The 24,565-nt window shown below is 31.2% G+C and carries 19 protein-coding genes; 10 read left to right on the forward strand and 9 right to left on the reverse strand.

All coding sequences use genetic code 11. The annotated features are described in order from the left end of the window. The first annotated feature begins 102 nt into the window (after positions 1 to 102). Positions 103 to 789 carry a flavin reductase family protein gene (locus tag N524_RS0105745; RefSeq protein WP_017637255.1) on the forward strand — a complete coding sequence of 229 codons (687 nt, stop codon included), beginning with the start codon at positions 103 to 105 and terminating at the stop codon, positions 787 to 789. Positions 790 to 839: 50 nt separating this feature from the next. Here N524_RS0105745 and N524_RS0105750 read toward each other — a convergent pair whose 3' ends face one another. The 6 genes from N524_RS0105750 to N524_RS0105775 all read right to left on the reverse strand — a co-directional run bounded on the left by N524_RS0105750 (position 840) and on the right by N524_RS0105775 (position 8,105). After that, positions 840 to 2,033, reverse strand: a complete 1,194-nt coding sequence (locus N524_RS0105750) for an MFS transporter (RefSeq protein ID WP_029055904.1) — start codon at positions 2,031 to 2,033, stop codon at positions 840 to 842. An 87-nt stretch (positions 2,034 to 2,120) separates the two neighbouring features. Beyond that, a complete protein-coding gene (locus N524_RS0105755; protein ID WP_017637253.1) occupies positions 2,121 to 2,678 on the reverse strand; it encodes a TetR/AcrR family transcriptional regulator in 558 nt (185 codons plus the stop codon). 51 nt (positions 2,679 to 2,729) lie between these two features. Next, a complete protein-coding gene (locus N524_RS0105760) occupies positions 2,730 to 3,320 on the reverse strand; it encodes a TetR/AcrR family transcriptional regulator (protein WP_029055905.1) in 591 nt (196 codons plus the stop codon). A 212-nt stretch (positions 3,321 to 3,532) separates the two neighbouring features. Next, a complete protein-coding gene (locus N524_RS0105765) occupies positions 3,533 to 4,459 on the reverse strand; it encodes a glycine betaine ABC transporter substrate-binding protein (RefSeq protein ID WP_029055906.1) in 927 nt (308 codons plus the stop codon). A 23-nt stretch (positions 4,460 to 4,482) separates the two neighbouring features. Continuing rightward, positions 4,483 to 7,197: an MMPL family transporter gene (locus N524_RS0105770; RefSeq protein WP_029055907.1), complete on the reverse strand. Its 2,715-nt coding sequence runs from the start codon at positions 7,195 to 7,197 to the stop codon at positions 4,483 to 4,485. 479 nt (positions 7,198 to 7,676) lie between these two features. Beyond that, a complete protein-coding gene (locus tag N524_RS0105775; protein WP_017637249.1) occupies positions 7,677 to 8,105 on the reverse strand; it encodes an organic hydroperoxide resistance protein in 429 nt (142 codons plus the stop codon). Between the two features lie 230 nt (positions 8,106 to 8,335). Here N524_RS0105775 and N524_RS0105780 point away from each other — a divergent pair, with 230 nt between their 5' ends. Continuing rightward, positions 8,336 to 10,354, forward strand: coding sequence for a cell wall anchor protein (locus N524_RS0105780; protein WP_029055908.1), 2,019 nt, complete (start codon positions 8,336 to 8,338; stop codon positions 10,352 to 10,354). A gap of 63 nt (positions 10,355 to 10,417) precedes the next feature. On the opposite strand, the gene N524_RS0105785 is transcribed toward N524_RS0105780, so the two are convergent. Next, positions 10,418 to 12,475, reverse strand: coding sequence for an amidase domain-containing protein (locus tag N524_RS0105785; protein ID WP_029055909.1), 2,058 nt, complete (start codon positions 12,473 to 12,475; stop codon positions 10,418 to 10,420). 252 nt (positions 12,476 to 12,727) lie between these two features. Between N524_RS0105785 and N524_RS0105790 the strand changes: the two genes are divergently transcribed. Beyond that, positions 12,728 to 15,589: a YhgE/Pip domain-containing protein gene (locus tag N524_RS0105790; RefSeq protein ID WP_029055910.1), complete on the forward strand. Its 2,862-nt coding sequence runs from the start codon at positions 12,728 to 12,730 to the stop codon at positions 15,587 to 15,589. Positions 15,590 to 15,874: 285 nt separating this feature from the next. Here the strand turns inward: N524_RS0105790 and N524_RS0105795 are convergent, their stop codons facing one another. Next, positions 15,875 to 16,399 carry a hypothetical protein gene (locus N524_RS0105795; RefSeq protein WP_029055911.1) on the reverse strand — a complete coding sequence of 175 codons (525 nt, stop codon included), beginning with the start codon at positions 16,397 to 16,399 and terminating at the stop codon, positions 15,875 to 15,877. Positions 16,400 to 16,536: 137 nt separating this feature from the next. Between N524_RS0105795 and N524_RS0105800 the strand changes: the two genes are divergently transcribed. The 5 genes from N524_RS0105800 (at position 16,537) to N524_RS0105820 (ending at position 21,836) form a co-directional block, all read left to right on the forward strand. Continuing rightward, positions 16,537 to 17,772, forward strand: a complete 1,236-nt coding sequence (locus N524_RS0105800) for an ArgE/DapE family deacylase (RefSeq protein ID WP_029055912.1) — start codon at positions 16,537 to 16,539, stop codon at positions 17,770 to 17,772. 160 nt (positions 17,773 to 17,932) lie between these two features. Further along, a complete protein-coding gene (isaB, locus tag N524_RS0105805) occupies positions 17,933 to 18,496 on the forward strand; it encodes an immunodominant staphylococcal antigen IsaB family protein (protein WP_029055913.1) in 564 nt (187 codons plus the stop codon). A gap of 160 nt (positions 18,497 to 18,656) precedes the next feature. Beyond that, positions 18,657 to 20,177, forward strand: a complete 1,521-nt coding sequence (locus tag N524_RS0105810; RefSeq protein ID WP_029055914.1) for a M4 family metallopeptidase — start codon at positions 18,657 to 18,659, stop codon at positions 20,175 to 20,177. A gap of 415 nt (positions 20,178 to 20,592) precedes the next feature. Then, complete coding sequence (gene argF, locus N524_RS0105815) at positions 20,593 to 21,600, forward strand: ornithine carbamoyltransferase (RefSeq protein ID WP_029055915.1); 1,008 nt, start codon at positions 20,593 to 20,595, stop codon at positions 21,598 to 21,600. A gap of 23 nt (positions 21,601 to 21,623) precedes the next feature. After that, entirely contained in the window at positions 21,624 to 21,836 is a 213-nt protein-coding gene (locus N524_RS0105820; protein ID WP_029055916.1) for a hypothetical protein, read from the forward strand. A gap of 86 nt (positions 21,837 to 21,922) precedes the next feature. On the opposite strand, the gene N524_RS0105825 is transcribed toward N524_RS0105820, so the two are convergent. Beyond that, complete coding sequence (locus N524_RS0105825; RefSeq protein ID WP_029055917.1) at positions 21,923 to 23,563, reverse strand: alpha-keto acid decarboxylase family protein; 1,641 nt, start codon at positions 23,561 to 23,563, stop codon at positions 21,923 to 21,925. Between the two features lie 166 nt (positions 23,564 to 23,729). On the opposite strand from N524_RS0105825, the gene N524_RS0105830 reads away from it, so the two are divergent. Both N524_RS0105830 and N524_RS13170 read left to right on the forward strand, forming a co-directional pair. Continuing rightward, positions 23,730 to 24,179, forward strand: coding sequence for a MarR family winged helix-turn-helix transcriptional regulator (locus N524_RS0105830; protein WP_029055918.1), 450 nt, complete (start codon positions 23,730 to 23,732; stop codon positions 24,177 to 24,179). Positions 24,180 to 24,412: 233 nt separating this feature from the next. Next, positions 24,413 to 24,514, forward strand: coding sequence for an SE2200 family small protein (locus N524_RS13170; RefSeq protein WP_017637237.1), 102 nt, complete (start codon positions 24,413 to 24,415; stop codon positions 24,512 to 24,514). Positions 24,515 to 24,565: the final 51 nt, after the last annotated feature.

The raw sequence follows: 24,565 nt of genomic DNA on the forward strand, positions 1-24,565 counted from the left end.
TATAGTATGTGACTATAAGTAAATCGTTTTTTAGTATTAGAATTATCAATAAAGTTATTGTATGCTTGAAGAAATATAAATATTTAATAGGGGTGAGGAACAATGAATTATTCACCAAAGCAAGGCACTAAATCTCATGGATTACCACATGATCCATTTAAAAGTAGTACAGTACCAAGACCTATAGGATGGATATCAACTGTTTCTAAGGATGGTAAAGATAATTTAGCACCTTATAGTCAATATCAGAATCTAACATGGGACCCGCCAATGGTTATGTTTGCCGCTAATCAATCTGTTTTAGGAGACCACGAACGTAAAGATACAGTGAAAAATGCAGAAGAAACAGGTTGGTTTGTTTGGAATATGGCGACTTATGATTTAAGAGAAGCTGTTAATTTATCATCCAAAGCGTTAGCACCCGAAGAAGACGAATTTGAATATGCTGGTGTGACTAAAGAAGAATGTATTGAAGCACCTGGATATAGAGTTAAGGAATCTCCTGTTCATTTTGAATGTGAATATGTTCAAACTATTCGTATACCAACTGGTGACCCGGTATCTACAGTGGATATTGTAATTGGTCGTGTTGCTCAAGTTCATATCGATGATAAAGTGATTACTGAAGATGGAAAGCTAGATATACCTTCAATTCGTCCAATTGCACGTTTAGGATATTATGATTACACTGTTGTAGATAAAGTGTTTGAGATGAAAGCACCACATGCATCTAAAGAAGAATTAGCAGGACTAGAAGGAAGAAATTTCGATAATAAAAATGAAGATTAATATAAACAAAGAAAGCTCCTCAATTCACTTTGAGGAGCTTTCTTTTATATCTATAGTAAATCTTTATTTGCTTTTTGTAGTTTAGTATATTCATCGTCGATATTAACTTTCGGAGGTTTAACTTCGACTTTTGGATAGATTAAGACTGGTGTTAAACCAATAATGCCATATATTACAAAGGTGAATGTATAACCTAATTCTTCTACAATAGGGCCTGCTAAAACAGAACCAATGACTTGTCCTACTGCTAACATTAAAAATGGAATTCCTATACCAAGAGAAGCGTTTTTAACGAATAATTTAACTCCCCAAACAAGCAATACACCTGTAATGAATATATAACTTGCTCCAAAAAGTAAAGAAGCTAGGAAAGGTACTATCCAAATAAAAGGTGTTAATGCCAGTAGAATAGATGCAGCTGCCATTAAAATGACACCTAAAAAATATGAGAACTTAAGTCCGTATTGATCAATCATTCGACCGGAAATACCGCCTAATACACCAGCTACACCAATAAGTATCCAAAATATAGATAAAGCGATAGGCGAGTAGTGATCAGTATTTTGAACATATGATTTTGAAAAGGTCCAATATGGTGCAGTTGAAATACCTAATATTGTAGATGCAAAGATAATTCTTTTACTGGCACTTATATCTAGAATATTAAGAGAACCTGGATTTATGTTTATGTTGTGTTTTAAAGACGGAATAATAAAGAAGTTCCATACGGTAATTAAAATGGCGATAATACCATAAATTAAATATACTGAACGCCAATCTATAAAAACTAACATAGCAGTTATTCCAGTAAACACTAAACCCATACTCGTACCTGAATTAATCCATGTGTTAGCTTTACCTTGTTGTTCCCATTTAATCCATAATGAAATAGCATAACCATAAGGTGGAGAGATAAGGCCCGAACTCGCTCCAGCAAATATAACACCTAAAGAAAGCGTCAATGCATTGGAGGCTATGCTAATGGTGATTAAACCTAAAATAACTAATAAGCTAGCTAACATAATCATATATTTAGGACCAGTTTTTGCAGTTCTTAACGTAGCATAGATGATGGTAAAACAATAAGATAAATAAAATAAAGATGATATAATTCCAGCACTTGAAGCGCTTAAATGTAAATCTTTAGAAATATCAGGGAGAAATAGGCCAAAACTAAATCTACCTAAACCATAGATTGTAGCAATCATGGCAATACCTGGAAATACAAGTTTATAGAAATTCATTATATGATCACTCCCTCTTTTATATAGAACGTTCATTCTATTTTAGGTTGAAATTAAAGAGATTGATGAAAACATCAATCTCAAATATTAATTGTATTTGGTTGCTTCATCTATAAATAGATGTGCAATATAACGTGCATGCTTTGTCGCTTCATCTACACCTAATAGTGTTGTCATAGAAGTTGTACCTTCCATAAGTAAAGTATATCTAATCGCTAAATCACGACCATTTTTAAAGTTAGATCGAGTAGCTAAATTTTCAAGAAAGTTTAAAAGACGCTCTTTATGACCACGAGCGATAGATTCTATATTACTATCACTGTCACTATAATCTTCGATAGCTCTCATAAACATATCTCCAGTATAAGAATAGTCTTCTAACCATTTACAATGTGCATCAACAGCTGAAATAAAAGGTTGATGAGGAGATTGATTAACACCATCTTCTAAATAATGCCAATAACGTGATTCACGTTGTTTAAGGACAGCTTCTACTAATTTTTCTTTTGAATCAAAATGATTATAAAGTGTCATTGTGGCTACATTAGCTTCTTGAATAATTTGTTTGAGACCAACACCATGGAAACCGTGTTGATAAAATAATCGTTCAGCTACTTCTAATAAATCTTGTTTCTTCTTGGACATCTTCATCACTCATTAAAAATAGAATAGTCATTCTAGTTAAAGTTAACACTGTCAATTTTGGTTGTCAAATTGTGTTTGTCTGCTATAACAAGAGGGGATATTGATATCCAAACTATCATTTAAAGCTTCTAAAATTTCATCAGCTGAATAACTATAGTCATTTTCAACCCACCGACGAATAATTTCTATTAAACCACTACTATAAAAATCAGCAATTAATTGTGGGAATTTACTATTATTAATTTTATTAGAAAGAGGGTCATTATTGTTTTGTGCTTCTTCAATCATTTTTTCACTACCATATCGAGTGAACAGACGAAATACATCTTCTTGTCTTGAAGCTACTAATAAATTTTTAAAAACGCGTTTGTTACTATCAATAAAATGGATAAACAGTTCGAACGCATCTGTTGAAGCATTATGGCCATCATACTTCACTACTTCTTCTTCCATTAAGAATTCTGTAAGTGGTAGAAGTAGATCATATTTATCTTGAAAATATCGATAAAATGTACTTCTGTTAATTTCGGCTGCTTCACAAATCTTTTGTACAGTAATTTCATCAAAATGATTATGGTGTAACAATTCAAAGGCAGTTTGATTAATATGTTTAATCATGCGTTTTTGTGTTGATGTTGGCATAACTATGACCCCTCAAGTAATAATGTTAATTAATAATAACAATGTTTATTTAGTAATGTATCACGAATAATTTTATCTTACCAAATATAAATGGTTTTTACATAAACTAAACAATTATCTTCAATTAAATACACAAAAAAGGACTTGAGAATGTCTTCATTCTCAAGTCCTTTACATGATTGTTACTCGGAGTTATTAATTCGTAGCTAAGATTAGTGGTCGATGCCTTCTAACCATTCGTCTACTTTATTGTCGTGGTCATCTACATAATCTTTTGCAACTTGTTCTGGATTTTTTTGGTCTTTGAAGATTTTCTTAGCTAATTGATCTTCATCTTTTTTGCTCCAGTCGTCTGACATGCGTGTTGCAATTGTATACGCAGCTGGATGATTTTCTTTAAATTCTTTGTTGAATACTAAATTGATATGTTGATCTTCTTTACCATAGATTTTATCTGGATCTTTTAACATTTTTACATCTAATTCTTTAGAGAACCAACTTGAATCCATTGCTGTAAATAGGATTGGTTGTTGTTGTTTATAAGCTTTTTGAATCGCTTTAAATTGATCTTGGTCTGAAGATTCTTTAAGACTATAGCCGTCTAAATTATCTTCATCTAATTCACTTTTAGTTTGTTTCATAACGCCATTTCTTGCGTCAGTACCTTGAATGTCTTTATCGAATTTTTTACTGTCTTTAAGATCAGCAATAGAATCGATATCTTGTTCGTATTTTGGTACGGCCAAGCCAACTTTAACGTCATCTACAAGATTTTCTTTGTCATAAACTGATAATTTACTTTTGAATTTATTATAATAGCTTTTATCTGTAGATGGGAAAATACCTGATGCATGGAATGAATCCGGATTTTCAGCTACAGAAGCATATAACGGGCCACTTGCTTGAACAGGTGTTGTTGTTACATCATAACCAGCTTTCTTTAAAACTTCAGCAATGACTAATGTACGTGGTGCAGAGTTATCGCTAGCAACGTAAGGTAATTCGATTTCTTTATTACCAAGTGATGTGCCTTTTTCTTTTGATGAACTTCCGCCACCGTTACCACATGCACTTAGCACAATGGCTAAGGCAATAGTGGCAAATAGGCCTAAAAGTTTTAAACTTCTTGTTTTAAACATTCAGCATTTCCTCCTATTAAAAATTAATATCTATCTCTATCGTTATTACGTTGAGTGTCATCATGAGATTGTTGATCAGAGTGATGATTATATTGATTATAAACATCGTGATCATTTTCTCTTGCATATAACATTAGAGCATGGAATAACACATCTTGACCATTTGATTTACTTGATAAATCTTTAAATAATTCAGTCGTACGTACTTCATTGCTTTGTTGATTTGATTGAGAACGACGTGCGTACGAAGTGTTATGGTTATCATAATTATTTGGACTATCGTAGTGTCTGTAATCATCATTTCTGCGATTACCAACATATTGTCCATTTCCTTCTTTGTTATATAAAGATTCATAATCTACATCATCATTAGGTTCGTTTGAAGAAAGTCGAGATAAGTGCGATTCACTAGTATATGTTGAGTGATCACGATTGTCGTTATAATGTTGTCCATTTTCATTATAGAAACGACGTTGCTCATCTGAACGATATTGGTTGCTTACGCTATTTCTATCTTCTCTTTGACGACGGTCATCGGCATAAGCATTATAATTATCTTCATTATAATGTGCTTGAGAATTAGCTCTATTTGAATCTTGTTCTAATGCTTTACCTTCGATATCTAATTCAGGGAGGATGTTACGCAACCATTTAGGCATGTACCATGAAGCTTTACCGAATAATTTTGTTAATGCTGGAATTAATGTCATTCGTACTACAAATGCATCAAATAAAACACCGAATGCTAGAGAAATACCCATTGATTTAATTGCCATATCATCTTGGAAAACGAAAGCAATAAACACACTGAACATAATCAATGCTGCAGCAACAATAACTGGGCCACTTTCTTTAATACCTACTCTAATAGAGTGGTCGTTATCGCCAGTCTTACTATATTCTTCATGAACACGTGTCATTAAGAATAATTCATAGTCGATAGCTAAACCGAAGAGTAAGCCTATTGTTATAACTGGCAAGAAGGCTAATATTGGTCCAGTGTTTTCGACACCGAATAAGCCACCTAAGAAACCATCTTGCATTACTAAAGTTGTGAAACCTAATGTAGCCATTAATGAAAGTACGAAACCAAGTACTGCTTTTAATGGTACAAGGATTGAACGGAAGACAAATACTAATAATACAAAGGCTAATAATACGATAACGCCTGCAAATACTGGAATAGCGTTGTTAAGTTTTTCTGACATATCAATGTTAATAACACTTTGACCTGTTATTTCAGAATTGAAATCGTATTTTTCTTTAGCATCTTTATTGTAATCACGTAAATCATAAACTAAATCGTTTGTAGATTTAGCGTTAGGACCATCTTCTGGAATAACTTGGATAAGTGCATAATGATTATTATCATTTAATTGTGGTTTTTCCACAGTATCTACATTATCCATGTCTTTAATATCTTTTCTCATGCTGTTTAAATCAGATTCGATAGATTTTTTGCTACCGCCATCTTTAGTATTAACAAGCATTGCAATTTGTCCATTATAGCCTGCACCAAAGTTATCTGTGATTAAGTTGTAAGCTTTATGTGCTGATGAATCATTAGCTTTAAGACTATCATCTGGGATACCTAATCTCATTCCGGATACAGGTATGATAGCGATAATTAAAATGATTAAACTAATAATAATTGCAATTATAGGTTTACCAACTACGAAATTTGCCCATTTATGATCTTTAGGGTCTTTATTATTTTCTGGTTTGTTTTTAATCTTAATTTGTTTATGGAATACACTAATTAATGCAGGTAATAGTGTTAAGGCTGCTAATACAGCAAATAAAACACTAAGTGCAGAAGAGAATCCCATAACTGCTAAGAAGTCAATACCTACTAATGATAATCCACAGACAGCAATCATTACTGTTAATCCGGCAAAGATAACGGCGCTTCCGGCTGTTCCAACTGCTAAAGCGATGGATTCAACAGGAGGTGTACCTTTTTTCCTAATTTCTTTATATCTAAATAAAATAAATAAGGAGTAGTCGATACCAACTGCCAAACCAATCATTACTGCTAGCGTCAATGTGAAGTTTGGAATGTCAAATACATTAGTTAGTAATGAAATGATTCCCACACTTGAAGCTAAACCGATTAAGGCACTTACAATCGGCATACCTGCAGCGATTAATGAGCCAAATGTAATTAATAAAATAATAAATGCTGTGATGATACCAACAAGTTCTGAATTACCACCAATTTCAGAATTCATTGAGCTTCCAGTTGTTTGTTCTATTTGAACATTGTGGTCATCTTTAACATCTTTCATTTCTCGATTGATAATTTTTTTAGAAGAATCTTGTAATGATGTTTGATTTACAACATAGTTTACTGTTGCAATAGCAGTATCTTTATCATCATTTACTTGATTTGTTTCATATGGATTACTTACATTTTGTACGTAATCATCGTCTTGTTTAATATTATCTAAAGCTTTTTCTATGTCTTTTTTAGTATTTTTATCAGTGATGCCATTCTTTTTATCAGAATGAATCACAATTTTCATCGATGCCTTCTCACTATCTTGATGGAATTCTTTAGACATTTTGTCATTTGTGTCTAATGATTTAAGTCCATTCATAGTGATATCACTATCGAATTTTGGGGAGCTTATCAATAGTGGTGTGATAATTACGCCAAGAATGATAAGCCATGAAATAATGCTTAACCATTTGTGCTCAGCGATAAATTTGCCTAATTTGTATAAAAGTTTTGCCAAGACATTTCCTCCTATTTGTTTTTTTATTAGTAAACTTATGTTGTACATATGAAGTTAAGCTCAATTTAATTGAGTGAAATCTATGGTGTGTAAAAGTTACATTTATCAATTTAACAAGATTCAACTATATGAAACACCATTAATTTTTTTAAGGCGTTGAAAAATGAAACAGATTGCAAAAATTGTTGGAAAATTAATTGATAATGTTAGCTGTAACGTTGTTGTTCTCATTGAATAGGGAATTAATTATAGAGCTTGTTGTACCTTATTCCCTTAATTTATATAAATAATTAGTGAAATAGGATGTTTTTGAATATAACTGTTGAAAATTGGGATAGGGATGTACTTGTTTACCATTATATTTTGAATAAGATCATAAAATATTAAAAAAAGTGGGGAGAATCATTCATTCTCCACCACTTTCAAGATATTTAATATATATTAATGAAATCATAGGGGTAATTAAAAATTATCTACTATTATTGAGCAATTGCTTTTAACGAAACATCAATATTTCCACGTGTTGCTTTAGAATATGGGCAGAATTGATGAGCTTGTTCAACATATTGTTCTGCTTCTTCTTGAGATACATTCTCTAAAGTAACTTGAATGTCTGCAGCTAATTTAAAACCGTTATCCGTAGAATCTTTAACTAATTCAATCGTTATTTCTACTTCAGGATTTGCATCGTTGACTTTGTTACGAGATAGAATTAAAGACAAAGCACTGTTAAAACAAGCACTATATCCTGCAGCGAATAATTGTTCAGGGTTAGTGTCGTTACCGCCTTGACCACCCATTTCTTTAGGCGTCGCTAAATTTTGTACGAAAGTATTGTCCGGGCTAAATACACGACCATCTCGACCACCATTACTAATAATAGTAGTAGAATAAATTGACTCTGCCATCTGAAAAACTCCTTTTAAATTTAATTAAGTTAAATTATATACAAAAACCAATTAATTTAGCTTGGTTGAATTATAAAGCTATATACATAGAAATACAACGTATTTTTTTGATAAAATTTATAAGGATATCAAATACCTTCTATTTAAAATGTAAAGTGTAATTTTATAGGAGTTTGTTATATAATAAAAACAAATTTAAAATTGCTAATCGGCTAAAGGAGATTGAAAACATGAAAGATAAACAAACAAATAAAGTTAGCATATGTTTGAAACTATCTTGTTCAGCGCTTTTAATCAGTGGCTCAATGATTGGATATGGTTTTACAAATAATATGAAAGTCCAAGCAAAGGATTCATCATCTTATAGCACACTTGAATCGAAAGAAGAAAGTTTGCAAGGTCAAATCAAAAAAGCTAAACATGACATTAAACAACTCAGCCATTTGAATGAAGAAAAACAGCAAGATTATCTAGAACAATTGGATGACGTGACTGATAATACTAATTTGGACAAAATTATTAAAAATGCTAAGCAAGAAGATACAAAAATAAAAACAATAAAGAAACAGACTGCTAAGAGTACTGAGAATGAAAAATCAAATTCACAAGTAAATCATTCCAGTAATACTGATGATAATAAAGATGTGACAGAGAATTTAGACAAAATGTTAAAGGATTTAGACATTTCATCCTCGAAAGTTGATAATAGTCAACTAAGTGAAGGAGATTCCTATTCCGATAATGATAAAGATGTGACCGAGGAACAAAATCAACAACTTGATAAAACGAATTCAGATGATAAAAAGGGCAATATCATCGATGATTTGGATAAAATCAAACAAGATGCAACAATAAATGGCGAAGAAGATAACAACAATGATCAACTGGAAAAAGTTGAACCATCAAACAATTCTAAGAAAGTACAATCCAATCATAAAGAACAAACGAAGAGTAATTTGCAAAAGCAAAATAATGTTGAAGATAAAGAAAATCAAACATCATCTCAAGTTCAACAATTAATCAAAGATACAAATTCAGAGAGTACTAATAATAAAGCTAAAGATAAAGTGAATGATGTTACTAAAAAGTTAGAAGGCAGCGACAAAATTGATCATGATATTTCTAAAAAATTAGCTGAAAGTCATGCAAATAATGGTCAATATTTGAATAATAAACAAGATGCCTTAAAGCAATTAGAAAATAATGTTAATCAACAAAGTGAATTATCTACTCAAAGTAAAAAGGAATTGAAACGAGATATTCGTCAAACTCAAAATCGTACAAATCAACAACGTGATTTAATACTTGATGAGCTCAATAACTCTAAAGACAAAAATAAATCAGTTAAAGCGATATTAAATAACGTTATGAGCCAAAATGAAGCGAATCAAACACTGAAAAAAATACAAACCAAAGGTCGATCAGATGAACAAATCGCTAATCAAATTGCAAAACAATTTGATAACTTATCCCATACTTCATCAGATAACATTTTAAAATCAATGCTAGACCAGTCTAAAGATAAGCAACAATTGATTAAACAATTACTTTCTACCCGATTAGGTGACAAAGAAGCAGAACGTATCGCCAATCAACTAGCAAATGGAAATTTAAATAATCAACAAATTATAGATCAGTTAAAACAGCAAATTGATAAACAAGGGAACGTCACTGCAGATGATATCTTAAATGACGTATTAAATAATGCTAAAGATAAAAGACAAGCCATTGAAACGATATTAGCCACTCGTATTGAACAAGGAAAAGCCAAAGTGTTGGCAGACATCATTAATCGTATTCAAACCGATAAAGCGAGTACGTTAGACTTAATTAAATCTGCAATTAACGGTAAAGCAAATGACTTACTACAATTACAACATAAAGTTGATAGTGCTAAGAAAGATTTAGATTACATTATATCTCCTATTAAAGATAGACCGAGTATCTTTGATAGAATCAATCAACATTCGAATAATAATAATTCAAGCTTATTGGATCAATTAAATTCAGGACGTAGTTTATTGGATGGAATTGAAGATATACCAACACCTACACCAGAAAAGGGATTGACACTAGGTTCTGGAGATGGTCTGTTAGAAGGGTTATTTAATGATGACGGTAATCTATCATTACCAGAAGCAGGACAAACAATCAAACAACACTGGATGCCAATTTCAATTGTTGTTGCATTATTCGGGGCAAGTCTTATTTGGATAAGCAGACATAAGCGAAAACATCATCAACAGTAACATCAAAATAAAAATGGACGAGGCAAATTTAATATTGTCTCGTCCATTATTTATAGTTTGAAATTATTTACCAGTAATATAATCAAGTTGTGAAGCATCACTCGCATCAATTGTTCTATATGAAATAACACCTAATCCTTTAACATTAGATTCTGAGATAATAATTGAACCATCTGAATTAACTTTTTCTACAAAAGCTACATGGCCATATTGCGTGTCTGCACCTAATTGACCAGCTTCAAAAACGACAGCAGTGTGCTTTTTAGGTGTTGATGACACATGGTAGCCTTCTTTTTCTGCACGGTTATTCCAATTATGAGCATCTCCCATATTACTATGGATATATTCGTTAAATTGTTTCATACGTTGGTCTACATACCAAGTACATTGACCTTGCGGATAGCCAGCACTACCCTGACTTTCTTCGAATGGTTTGAAACTTGATTGTGACTGATCGTCATTCTTAATAGAATGATTATATTTATCTAAACTTGGCATTTTTTTCTTATCAAAGTCAGTTAAATGATAATGTTTAATAATACTATTTAATTTTTTAGCATAATTTGGATCAGTGGCATACGTACGTGATAAGTGTGATGTTGCTGACTGATATGTAGATGCCTTACTTTTCCATGTCGGTTGATAAATTGTTGGATTACCATCGATACCGCCTTTAATTAAATTAGCATAATCTTCTAATGAAGCTTTGGTATTAGGATATTTACGGAATCCAGCTGTTATATTATACATATTATTTGAGCTATCAGCTTCTAATGTGTTAAATGAAACAGATTGACCATGATAATCGCCTTTAATTCCAAATAAATTGAAGTTAGGTTTTTGAGCAAGCGTACTGTTACCTGAGTCAGATTCTAGGATTGCTTGTGCCATCATAACTGAAGCATAAATATCTTCTTTTTGTCCTATTTGATGAGCGTCTTTGGCGATAGATTTTATAAAGTCTCTTGTGTTTTTACTATCTACAATATTGATATCTCCATCTGTTAAATGACCATCTTGTAATGTTGGTAATTGTTGGAATAGACCAGTTGAACGTGTATTAGACTTTTTAAAATCACTCTCAAATGATTGTGCTGGTTTCGTTTTGTGTTTTAATTCGTCAGGTGTTGGTAATTGAGGGTTCTTGATATCTTGTTGTGTATCGTCATTGTGTTTTTCTTCTGAATGATTCTCATTGCGAGTTTTTTTATTTTTAGAAGATTGGTATTGATTTTGTGTCTTCTTTGCATCTTCACTATATTCATCTAAAATAGAATCAATCGCAGAATCTGAGATACTTTGATTTGATGAATCAGTATTATCGTCATTTTTAGTATTAGATTGACTTGAATGGCTCGTGTTTGAGCTTTGAGATGCATCATCATTTGTTTCTTGTGTTGCATTATGAGAATCATTGTTATCATGATCTGTTTGATCATCATTTGATGTAGTTTGATCGTTTTGATTATTGTCATCTTGTTCTAAATTGTTATTAGATGATGCGTTATCTAAATTACTTTTACTTTCGTCACTCGTTACATCATCGTTAGTATCTTGATCATCGGAATTTTGATTATCTTTCTCTTCATCGCGAGTTGGTTGTTCATAGTCTGAAATATCAGTGTCAAAATGAAATAGATTTTGAATTAATGTCGTTAAACTAAAACTATTGTCATATTTATCTGGTGACCACAAACGATTGAAATCAGATTGTGAAGAAGATAATCCATCATAAAATTGATTGATAACATTAGTTGGCTGATGGGATTTTTTATAATTATCATCAGTGACAGATGTTTGTGTAGAATGATGTGATGAATGATTCTCTTCTTTTGATTGATTATTTTTAGAATCATGACGTGAAGATTTATTTTTAGCTTCTTTATCGCTTTGAGAGGTATCATGATCTTTGTCTTTATCTTCTTCGTCATTATTATCATTTGTTGATGAAGTAACTTGACCACTCTTTTTATTAGCATTACTTTGAGATTGAGTGCGTTGTGAAGATGATGAATGTGTAGGTGTTTGATCATCTTCAGCATGGGCTATGGGTGCTGTTGTTAGAGATGGCACGATTAAAGTAGTTGAAAGTAAATAAATTAAGAATTTGTCTTTAGACATCTATATTAAGCTCCCTTGAAAATTTAAATATTATTGTGCTATATACCTTGAATTTGATATAATTTAATTTATGGCATTTATAGTTGATACATATCAACGAATTATAATAACCTAACAAAATGTATTATACTAACCTTTATAAGAAAAATAAATTGTTTTTAGAAAAATGTAAAATAACATTTGATAAAATGAGTATAAAGACTGTGACAAAATAGGTAGAAAAGTTAATAAATTGTTTTTAGGAGTGTGACAATGAAAAACGCACTGAAACTGTTTAAAACGGATTTAAAGAAAATTGCTAAGACACCGGCAGTTTGGGTGATTTTAGCTGGTTTAGCTATATTACCTTCATTTTATGCTTGGTTTAACTTGTGGGCAATGTGGGATCCGTATGGTAATACTGGACATATTAAAGTGGCAATTGTTAATGAAGATAAAGGTGACAAAGTAAGAGGAAAAGAAATTAACGTCGGTAACAAAATGGTACAAACCCTTAAGAAAAATGATAGCTTTGATTGGCAATTTGTAAGTCGAGAAAAAGCTGATCATGAAATAAAAATGGGGAAATACTATGCAGGCATATACATACCAAGTAAGTTTACACACCAAATTACAGGTACTTTAAGAAAGCATCCTGAAAAGGCGGATGTTGATTTCAAAGTTAATCAAAAAATTAATGCTGTAGCTGCAAAACTAACAGATACAGGTTCTTCGATGGTAGTAGAAAAAGCCAATGAACAATTTAACCAAACTGTGACCAAAGCGTTACTTGCAGAAGCAAATAAAGTAGGATTGAAAATTGAAGACGAAGTACCTACAATTAATAAAATTAAAAATGCAGTGTACGCAGCTAATAAATCATTACCAGAAATAAATAAATTTAAAGATAAAATTATCTACTTAAATGACCATCAGGATGACCTTGATCAATATGCGAATCAATTTAGAAATCTTGGTAATTATAAAGGTGATATTTTAGATGCACAAGAAAAACTCAATCAAGTCAATGCATCAATTCCTGCATTAAACGAAAGGGCAAAATTAATTTTAGCTTTAAATAATTATATGCCTAACATTGAACGCGTCTTGAATGTTGCAGCGAATGATGTACCAGCACAATTCCCTAAAATAAATAAAGGGGTATCTATTGCAGGACAAGGTATTGATGAAGCAAACGATCAATTGACTGATGCTAAAGGATTTTTAACTCAAGTTCAAAATAGAGTTGGTGATTACCAAGACGCAGCTGGACGAGCACAAAATGCTAATAATAATGTGAACCAAGACTTACGACAACAAACTAATACAAGTCAACAGAGTGCACATGGTAAACAGCATGATGAAGGACATAGTTATAATTCAAATATTAAAACGAAATCATTGAGTACATCTGGTAATAATGAAAATAGTAATTCTAATGAGTTTGTTACTTCAAATGATGTGAAATCAATGAATACTGCATTGACTGAATCGTTATTATCACTATCCAATATGAGTGATGTACAAGCAAACGCATCACAAAAAGATATGGATGCGCTGAAAAATGTATCTTATGGTATTTTGTCATCAGATAAGCCATCTGAGTTTAAAGAACCATTAGATAATATTAAATCAAGATTAGAAAATGCTACAAAATATAATCAACAATTTATAGATATCTTATCAGAACTTGAGAAAAATGAAGATGTTGATTTGTCTAAGGAAATTAAACAAATTAAATCTGCAAACAATCATTTGAACAAGCAATTAAGAACTACAAACCAATTAATCAATGCCTTATCAAATGGAAGTTCTGGTAAAGCAGAAGCGGTTAATGTATTAAAAAATATCAAAGATACAAACAGTGCATTAAGTCAATTCCGTACGTATATTAAGAAGGAATTAAACCAAAACTTATTAAATATCTCAAATGACATTACTGCACAATTATCTGAAGGACAACAAACATTATCAAATGTACAATCTAAATTAAATTCAATTAATCAAGTGATTAATTCAGGTCAAAGTATTTTAAATAGCGGTCAAAAACGAATTGAGCGTATTCAAACAGCATTACCTAGCATAGAACAAGCTTATATCAATGCCATGAAAACAGCACAAGCATACTTCCCAACCGTGAAGAAAGACGTTGGTAAGGCCGCAGATTTTGTTAGAAACGACTTACCTGGATTAGAACAACGCCTAGCTAATGCAACACAATCAGTAAATGATAATTTACCATCATTGTTCAGTAGATATGATAATGCAGTTAATCTACTAGATAAAAATCAACCTAGAGCTAAAGAGGCATTGTCTAATTTAGCCGACTTCTCTGAAAATAAATTACCAGGCGTTGAAAAAGACTTGAAAAAAGCAAATAAAATTTTCAAGCAATTGGATAAAGATGACGCTGTTGATAATTTAATCGATACTCTAAAAAATGATTTGAAAAAACAAGCTGATGTCATTGCTCATCCAATTAATAAAAAGACAACAGATGTCTTCCCAGTTAAAGATTATGGATCAGGAATGACACCATTCTACACTGCATTATCTATATGGGTAGGTGGGTTATTGATGGTGAGTTTATTATCAGTAGACAATAAACATGAATCATTGAAACCGATACTCACACCACGCGAAATTTTCATGGGCAAAGCAGGCTTTTTCTTCTTATTAGGTATTGTTCAATCATTAATTGTATCTATAGGAGATTTGGTAATATTAAAAGCAGCTGTTGAATCACCATTATTATTCGTAACGATAGCAGTGTTCTGCTCGTTAGTATTTAACTCAATTATCTATACATGTGTATCGTTATTAGGAAATCCAGGTAAAGCAATTGCCATTATTTTCTTAGTATTACAAATTGCAGGCGGTGGCGGAACGTTCCCAATTCAAACAACGCCTAAATTCTTCCAAACGATATCACCGTACTTGCCATTTACTTACGCTATTGACGCTTTACGTGAAACAGTAGGAGGTATTGTGCCTGAAATTTTAATTACAAAAGTGATTATTTTAGCAGCATTTGGATTAGCGTTTATAATTATAGGTGTAGTACTTAAACCGATTACTGATCCTCTAATGAGAAAAGTCTCAGCTAAAGTTGATGAAAGTAATGTAACCGAATAATAACAATTAGATTCTAGCACTTAAGACAGTTAATTAATGTCTTGGTGCTAGAATTTTTTTGTGATTTTCTTAAGAGAAGTTACTTGCACACAAAATCATTTTTAAATAATATTATAATATATTAATATAATTCATTGATATGAAGATAATAAGTGATGATTTTGATGAAATAGTTAGCGCTAAGTGGAAAGATTGAAGTGAGATTTAATTAAAATCAAAACAAAAAAGGATTAGACATTCAGCTCATTGAGCCTGTGTGAGAATGACCTAACCCTATTTCTTATTTTATTCTGATTTGTTCTGTTTATTTGAATTACTACTGTTATTCTGCGATGAGTGATTCGCATTTTGGTTAGTAGTTTGTCCATTGTTAGCTTTAGGAGTTTCTGTACTCGTATTAGATTGATTTTGTTTCTTAGATGCTGATGGTTGTTGTGAACGAGTTGGTTGATTACTACTACGTTGTGAAGATTGTGCAGGTTGTGTTGATTGTTTGGCTTGTGTTGATTGATTTTGAGACGTTTGATTATTATTTTTATTTGATTTTTGAATCGTTTGTTGACTAGCTGAACTATTAGAGCGTGTATTACTTGGTTGTTGAGACGATGAAGGCTCAGTTTGAACAGGCTCCTGCTGTTTAGTAGTTGTTTGTTTTTTATCTTTAGAGTCTTTCTTTTTATCTTTGTCTTCAGTTTGATGATTTGTTTTGTGATGTGATGATTTATTTTGATGAGTTAAAGCTGCGAAAACAGAAAATCCTAATGCTATTACAAGTGCTAAAACGACAATACTTGCTAATATTTTTTTCAAAAGCATATCCTCCATTAACTTCGATGATAATTAATTATATTATAATCAATTTTCTGAATAAGAACATATCATTTAATTATATTTTTAATGAAGAATGTTAATTGACTTCAAATATGATAGGAAAGAAAGTGAAATTTATGGCTGTATTAACTAACGAAGAAAAAGTAAAAATTTTATCAGATATTGTATCTATTCCTACAGTTAATGATAATGAATTAGAGGTAGCGTTGTATTTACAGCAATGTCTTAACAAATATAATATTGAATCTGAAATAGACAGAGTATCAGATAAACGTGCAAATCTTATTGCAACAATTGGCTCAGGAAAGCCAGTAATTGCAGTTTCAGGGCACATGGATGTTGTACATGAAGGAAATCATGAGGAATGGACATCGCCTCCGTTTGAGTTAACAGAACGAGATGGCTATTTATACGGCAGAGGTGCTGCTGATATGAAGTCAGGGCTAGCAGCATTAGTGATAGCAATGATAGAAATTAAAGAAAGTGGCCAATTACCTAAAGGAACAATTAAATTATTAGCAACTGCTGGAGAAGAAATGGAACAAGCTGGATCAGAGCAATTATATCGTAAAGGTTATATGGATGACGTAGATGCACTTGTGATAGCCGAGCCATCATATCCTAGTATTGTATATGCACATAAGGGTTCTATGGATATTAGAATTACATCTAAAGGTCGTTCAAGCCATAGCTCAACACCGTTTATGGGAGAAAATGCGATCACACCACTGATTGAATTTATTCAAAATATTAATAAAGAATACGAAGAAATCACTCAAAATATAAAAGGGACAGCATTAAACTATGGTAATATGGTCGACCAAATGGCTAGTCAGTTACCTAGTTATGTTAGTAAAGAAGAAGTGCAAACTAGAATACAAGGTCTTGTTATGACAAATAGCATCATTAAAGGTGGCACTCAAGTAAATTCAGTTCCAGATTATGCAACTGCTGAATATAATATTAGAACGATTCCTGAATACAATAATGAAAAAGTTAAAGCTTTATTTGAAAAATATATCAACATGGCAAATGATAAAGGAGCAAAATTAACGCACGACATATATTTAGATTTGGATCCTGTAGTGACTACTGGAGACAATCGCTTGTTTAAATTAGGACATCAGTTAGCGACAAATTACTTCAATCAATCTGAATTAGTGATTACACCAACTGTTGCAGTTACAGATGCATCTAATTTATTAAAAGGTAAAACAGATGCTTTTCCATTTTTAATGATTGGACCAGGAAAAGGACCTCATCAAATCGACGAGTGTGTGAATAAAGCGGATTATTTAAAATTCATAGACTATTATATCCAACTGCTAACTACATATTTAGAAGAATGTTAAAAATTAATTATGTTTACAAGTGTTTTATGTTCATCAACAATTTGAATATTACAAATATGTAATAACAATTGCTTTTAATTGTATGTCTTTGACCGATAGCGTATAATTTAGAAGTCTCATTGAGAGAAATAGTAACAGATAAAGAAAGTGAGGTACTCTCATGAATAAAAAGACTAAAACAATTATTGCGTCTACATTAGCTTTTGGAACATTATTAAGTGCATCAGCGAGTGCGACGCCAGTTATAAATACTACTGCTCATGCAGCAACTACACAACAACATAATGCATATTATACTTATAAAGGTGACGCAGGTTACGATGCAAAATTCGTATTAGATAAAAACTTCAAAAATGCTATCAAAGCTCAAAACGTAACATTTAATGGTATAAAAATTGCATCAACAAATTCAACAAAAAATATTGTTAAATCAGATCAATTATTCCGCCAATATGATAAAAAAACTAAAAAGGCTTCACTAGTTGATATTCCATTGAAAAAACAATTGAAGCTAACTGATTTACAAAAATCATATGGTAAAGATTTGAAAAAAGTAAATAATGGTAAAAACAATAATACTGGTATCTATTATTACCAACCTAATAAAAAAGGTGAAACATTATGGTTTGACTCTTCTAAAGGTAAAATTGATCGTATAGTAATTGGTTATGAAAAAACTAAAGTAGCTATAAAAGAAGATAAAGCTATCAAAAAAATTAAATAAAATAAGATTTTTTACAGACGTCATATATTAAATGACGTCTTTTTTATTGTGTTTTATAAAGAATATTCAAAGTATTTTATGGAATTTGCATTTACTTTTTTGAAAAATATAAATATTATTGGGGGAGATTATAAATTTTGTGAATAAATGGAGGAGTTCTATGAATAAAATTTCAAAAATTGCTATTTCAGGCATCTCATTATTAACATTAAGCAGTTCTATTTATAGTGGAAATGCCGATGCTAAGATCGAACAGTCATCAACTAAAAGTAAAATAGAAATTACAGAAAAACATAAAGCATTCCAAGCATTAAAAGTATTACCTAATGATAAAAATGCGAAAAAACAATATAAACATTACAAAACTGTTGAGGTGAAAACTGACCAATTAGGTTATACCCATTACACTTTACAGCCAAAGTTTAAAAATACATATGTGCCTGATAGAGAAGTTAAAATACATACAGATCCAAAAGGGAAAGTAGTTCTTATCAACGGAAATACGAGTGGTGGTGAAATTAAGCCTAGTAATAGTATTGAAATTAATAAAAACGAAGCTCTGAATAAAGCATTCGAATCTATTTCAATGTCATCAAATAAAGCTAAAAACTTTAAAGATAATGTTGTTAAAGAGAATAATATCCAAATTAGTGGTCAACATAATAAATATGTTTATAATATTGAAATCGTAACAACATACCCTAAAATATCTCACTGGACTATACAAGTAGATGCTCAAACAGGTGAGGTCGTTGATAAATTAAATAATATGCAACATGCTGCTACTAAAGGTACAGGCAAAAGTGTACTAAATAAAAACAAAAAAATTAATATCAATAGTCAAAAGAAAGGTTATGCACTGCAAGATGTGACACATCAAGGTAAAATTTCAGCTTATGACTATAATGATAAATCAGGTGATTCGAAACTAATGACTGATAAGGATAAAAACTTTGTAAATCAGTCCCAACGAGCTGGTGTAGACGCTAATGACTATGCTAAAGACGTTTACGAGTATTATAAAAATAAATTTGGGCGAGAATCTTATGATGATAAAGGAAGTACTATCGATTCACTGACACATGTTAACCAATTTGAAAATGAAGATAATCGAAATAATGCTGCATGGATTGGAGACAAAATGATTTATGGTGATGGCGATAATGAAAATTATTTACCATTCTCTGGTGCTAAAGATGTTGTAGCACATGAAATTACACATGGAATCACTCAAGAAACAGCGGATTTAGTATATGAAAATCAACCGGGAGCCTTAAATGAAAGTATTTCTGATACCTTTGCATACTTTATTGATAGTGATAACTTTTTAATAGGTGAAGATATATACACACCTAATGTTAAAGGTGATGCACTTAGAAGTATGTCTAAACCAGAACAATATGATCAACCATCTAATATGAAACATTATTCAAAAACTCAAGAAGATAATGGCGGAGTACATACCAATTCTGGTATACCTAACAAAGCTGCGTACTTAACTATCAAACGTATTGGTAAAGATAAAGCAGAACAAATTTATTATCGAACATTAACACAATATCTTTCTTCAAATTCTGATTTTGAAGATGCAAAAAAATCATTACATCAAGCAGCACTTGATTTATATGATAAATCCACTGCAGACAAAGTAAATCAATCATGGGAAGATGTCGGCGTTTAATGATATTTATTTAGTTAAAAGCTTTTCATTGTGAATGAGACAATGAAAGGCTTTTTTAATATACGTCACACTTAGGTTTGTCTTACGGTAGACATCGAGTAGTCTTAATTTCAAAGTGAAACCAAGAAGATATAAATAACTATATTAACTAGTTTGAACTGTAGAAAAATATTTTTGAAAAAATAATTACATGACTGTTGCTTAGTCTTTTACTTTTAAAATGTTTCATGAGAAACATCATGAAATAGTTTTATATTACAAAAACATATATACATAGAAAACGTATTTTGTTTCCGTTTAGATAGCAACTAATCAGAATAACAAAGGGAAAAGCACTTTTTAATTTATGCATAAATAATCATTATATTGAATCTATATTAATTTTATTGTAATATGTTATCAAGGAGTTGATGACATGAGAGAATTTAACTTTGAAGGTAAATGTTTTTTAAAATCGACTGATTATACTAAAGAAGAATTGAATTATATTATTGAAAAAGCACGACTATTAAAAGATGAAAAGAAAAATAATCAACCACATCAATTACTTACTAATAAAAATATAGCTATTATTTTTGAAAAACCATCAACACGTACTCGAGCTGCTTTCAGTGTAGCAGCACATGATTTAGGAATGAATGTTGATTATTTTGGTCAAAATGAAATTCATTTAGGTAAAAAAGAATCTATTTATGATACTGCTAAAGTATTGGGAAGTATGTATGATGGCATTGAATTTAGAGGGCATGAACATGATGATGTGGAAACATTCGCAAGATATGCAAATGTACCAGTTTGGAATGGATTAACGAATGAATGGCATCCTACTCAAATGTTAGCTGACTTCATGACTTTAAAAGAGGAATGGGGTACATTGGAAGGAAAAACGTTGACTTTTATGGGTGACGCTCAAAATAATGTTGCTAGTGATTTATTAGTTACAGGCGCTTTATTAGGTGTCAATATAAACATTGTTGCACCTAAGTCACGATTACCACAAGAAAAAGTAGTAACTATGGCTAAAGAATACGCACAACAAACTGGGGCGACAATACAATTAAGTAGTGAAATAGATAATACAATATATCAAACAGATGCTCTATATACTGATGTTTGGTTTTCAATGGGAGAACCTGAAAATGTTATAGAAGAACGTGTAGCAATGTTAAAACCTTATCAAGTGAACATGTCAATAATTAAAAAAGTTCAAAATCCGAATGTAAAAGTACTACATTGTTTGCCAGCTTTCCATAATACACAAACTAAAGTAGGTAACGAAGTTTATCAGAAATATGGACTCTCTGAAATGGAGATTACTGATGAAGTATTTAATAGTTCGTATTCTATTATTTTTAAGCAAGCAGAGAATCGTTTACATTCAATTAAAGCAATAATGGCATTAACTTTAGGAGGATTAAAATAAATTATTAAAAAGAGGTGATATATATGATTATAGAAGTCTCTAAAGAATTAAAATCGTTTCTTTATCAAAAATATGAAATAGAGATAGGTGAAATTGCAAGTAAACAAATTATTGATCATTTATATCCTATGATTAAAGATGAAATACATGAACAAATTAAAACAGAAATCCAGGAACAGACTATTAATCATGTTATTGAAAAATTAGAAGAAGAAAAAATGGTTCAGTATCAATAAAAACAATCCTCTTGAATAATGAACTAAATTTCATTATTCAAGAGGAATTCTATACCAGTAAGTTGTTATATGAAGTTAATGCTTAATTATTTATTTTGTGAAGCAAATGCTTTTGCAATATCGCTTAATTTAGTTGGTGCATCTTCAACAGCCATTTTGACTTCGACGAAATGCATACGATCATTATTAGCGTTTATGTTTTCAAAAGCATCTTTAAGTTCATGGGATGTGTTGACATCATGAACTGCAACATTGTCGCCACCAAACACAGCAGGTAACGCTTTATAATCCCACATATGAATATCATTATAAGGTTCTTTCATACCATGGATTAATCTTTCAACCGTATAACCATCGTTATTAATAACAAATATAACAGGTTTCAATTGCTGTCTAATCATAGTAGATAATGATTGGACAGTTAATTGTAATGAGCCATCTCCGATTAATAAAATATTTCTTCTGTTAGGCGCAGCAATTTGAGTGCCTAGTGTGGCAGGTAATGTATAACCAATTGAGCCCCATAAAGGTTGACCTATAAATGTATTATCTTTATATAAAGATAAGTCATATGCACCGAAGAATGACGTTCCTTGATCAGCTATTAAAATATCATCAAGTTGTATGAATTTTTGCATCATCTTGAAATAAGTTGCTTGTGTTAAAGGTTGATCATCTAATATATAATCGTTATTTTCTTCTCTAACATATGAAGGGAAATCAGATGTATTTTTATATGAAATATTCATTAATCCTTTTAATAAGTTAGGTAAAGCAATATCGTTTGAAGTTGTTTCATTCATTTTAAAATAGTTGTGATTTAACATTACGACATCATCTATATCGAATTCATAAGAGAAACCTGCTGTTGCAGAGTCAGTTAATTTAGCGCCAATATTTAAGATGGCATCACTTTGGTTAACATAGTTTTTAACATTTTCTTCAGCGATACTACCATCAAAGATCCCAAGGTAGTGTTCATTTTCCTCATTAAAAGCACCTTTACCTAAAGAAAGTTGTGCTACTGGTATATTTGTTTGATTAACAAATCGTTCTAACTCTGAATGTAGGCCAAAACTATTAATTTCATGACCTGCAATAATAACAGGTTGCTTAGCAGCGTTCAATTTATCTTCAATCATTTTGATATAGCTAGAGATATCTTGTTCTGTTGGTTGCTTAGGTTGGAACGTTGAAGTCACATCTATTTCAGTCATAGCTACATCAATAGGCAAATGGATATGAACTGGGCGACGTTCATTTATAGCTTCTTGAATTAGTCTTGGAATTTCTGTCGTTGCATTGTCAGGTGTAATGTATCCTTGAGCTGTAGTAATGGGTTCAAACATTTTTCTGTAATCATCAAATTTACCTTCACCTAATGAGTGGTGAACATATTTACCAGCAGATTCAACCGCTCGAGTAGGTGCCCCAGTAATTGCAATAACAGGTACGCGTTCGGCATAAGAACCTGCAATACCGTTGACAGCACTTAATTCACCTACACCAAAAGTAGTGACTAATGCACCTAAACCATTGATTCGTGAATAACCATCTGCAGCATAGCTAGCGTTTAATTCATTCGTATTGCCAATCCACTCTACGTGTTCATGTGAAATTATATCGTCTAAAAAGGCTAAGTTAAAATCGCCAGGGACACCGAATATTTTATCTACTCCTGCAGCGTGTACTGCATCCATCAAATATTGTCCTACACGTTGTTTCATAACTCATTCCACCTTCGTTTATGTATTTGTATATTACATTTAAAAGATAACTTTTTAAGATTATAAAGTCAACTAACTTGACCTTTCTAGTTATAAGTATAAACATGACGAAATACTGAATTTTTATTATAATAAGTCTTAAACATAAGAAAAGGAAAGAAAGCAAATGTCGACAAATAAAAATGATTATGAACATATGTTGTTTTACTTCGCATATAAAACCTTTGTTACAACTGCCGACGACATTATTGAACAATATGGCATGAGTCGTCAGCATCACCGGTTTTTATTTTTTATCAATAAATTACCAGGTATTACTATTAAAGAGTTATTACAAACTTTGGAAATCTCAAAACAAGGTTCACATGCTACATTAAGAACTTTAAAAGAAAAGGGACTTATCATAGAGAAAACGTCCGACAAAGATCGTCGAGTAAAACAATTATATTCAACTAACAGTGGGAACGCGTTAATCAATGAACTTAATTATGCTCAAGATCACTTATTACAAACAATCCAACAAAAAGTAGGTCATAATTGGTACGATATTATGGAAGAACTAGCAATTCGAAGAGATGGTTTTAAACATATAGAGCATTTAAAAGGACAAGAGTAATAAAAGATATTTTATAAACTTATATCGTTTTATATCTAATTAAAAAGTTCTCCTGAAGCAGTTGTCATTCATACTCATTCTGTATATTTGTGCTAAGTATATTAAATTTAATTTATGTTTTTTCAATCCTATTAGATTAAGGTTTTTAAAATTATTGGAAAAAAGTGTATAATTATGTCATAAGAATTTCAAAGCGATAATTGAAATGAATAAATTGAAAAGGAGTTTTGATGATGAAAAAATTAGCTATACTTTTAACTTTAGTTGGTGCAGGTTACTATGCTTTTAAAAGATATCAAAACCATGTAAACCAAGCGCCAAATATTGAATATTAATTTAGATATTTAATATAACTGTATACATGAAATTAATCCGAGATGAGGTAT

Origin of the sequence: Staphylococcus sp. URHA0057 (assembly GCF_000620265.1) — a bacterium.
GTDB lineage: Bacteria > Bacillota > Bacilli > Staphylococcales > Staphylococcaceae > Staphylococcus > Staphylococcus pasteuri.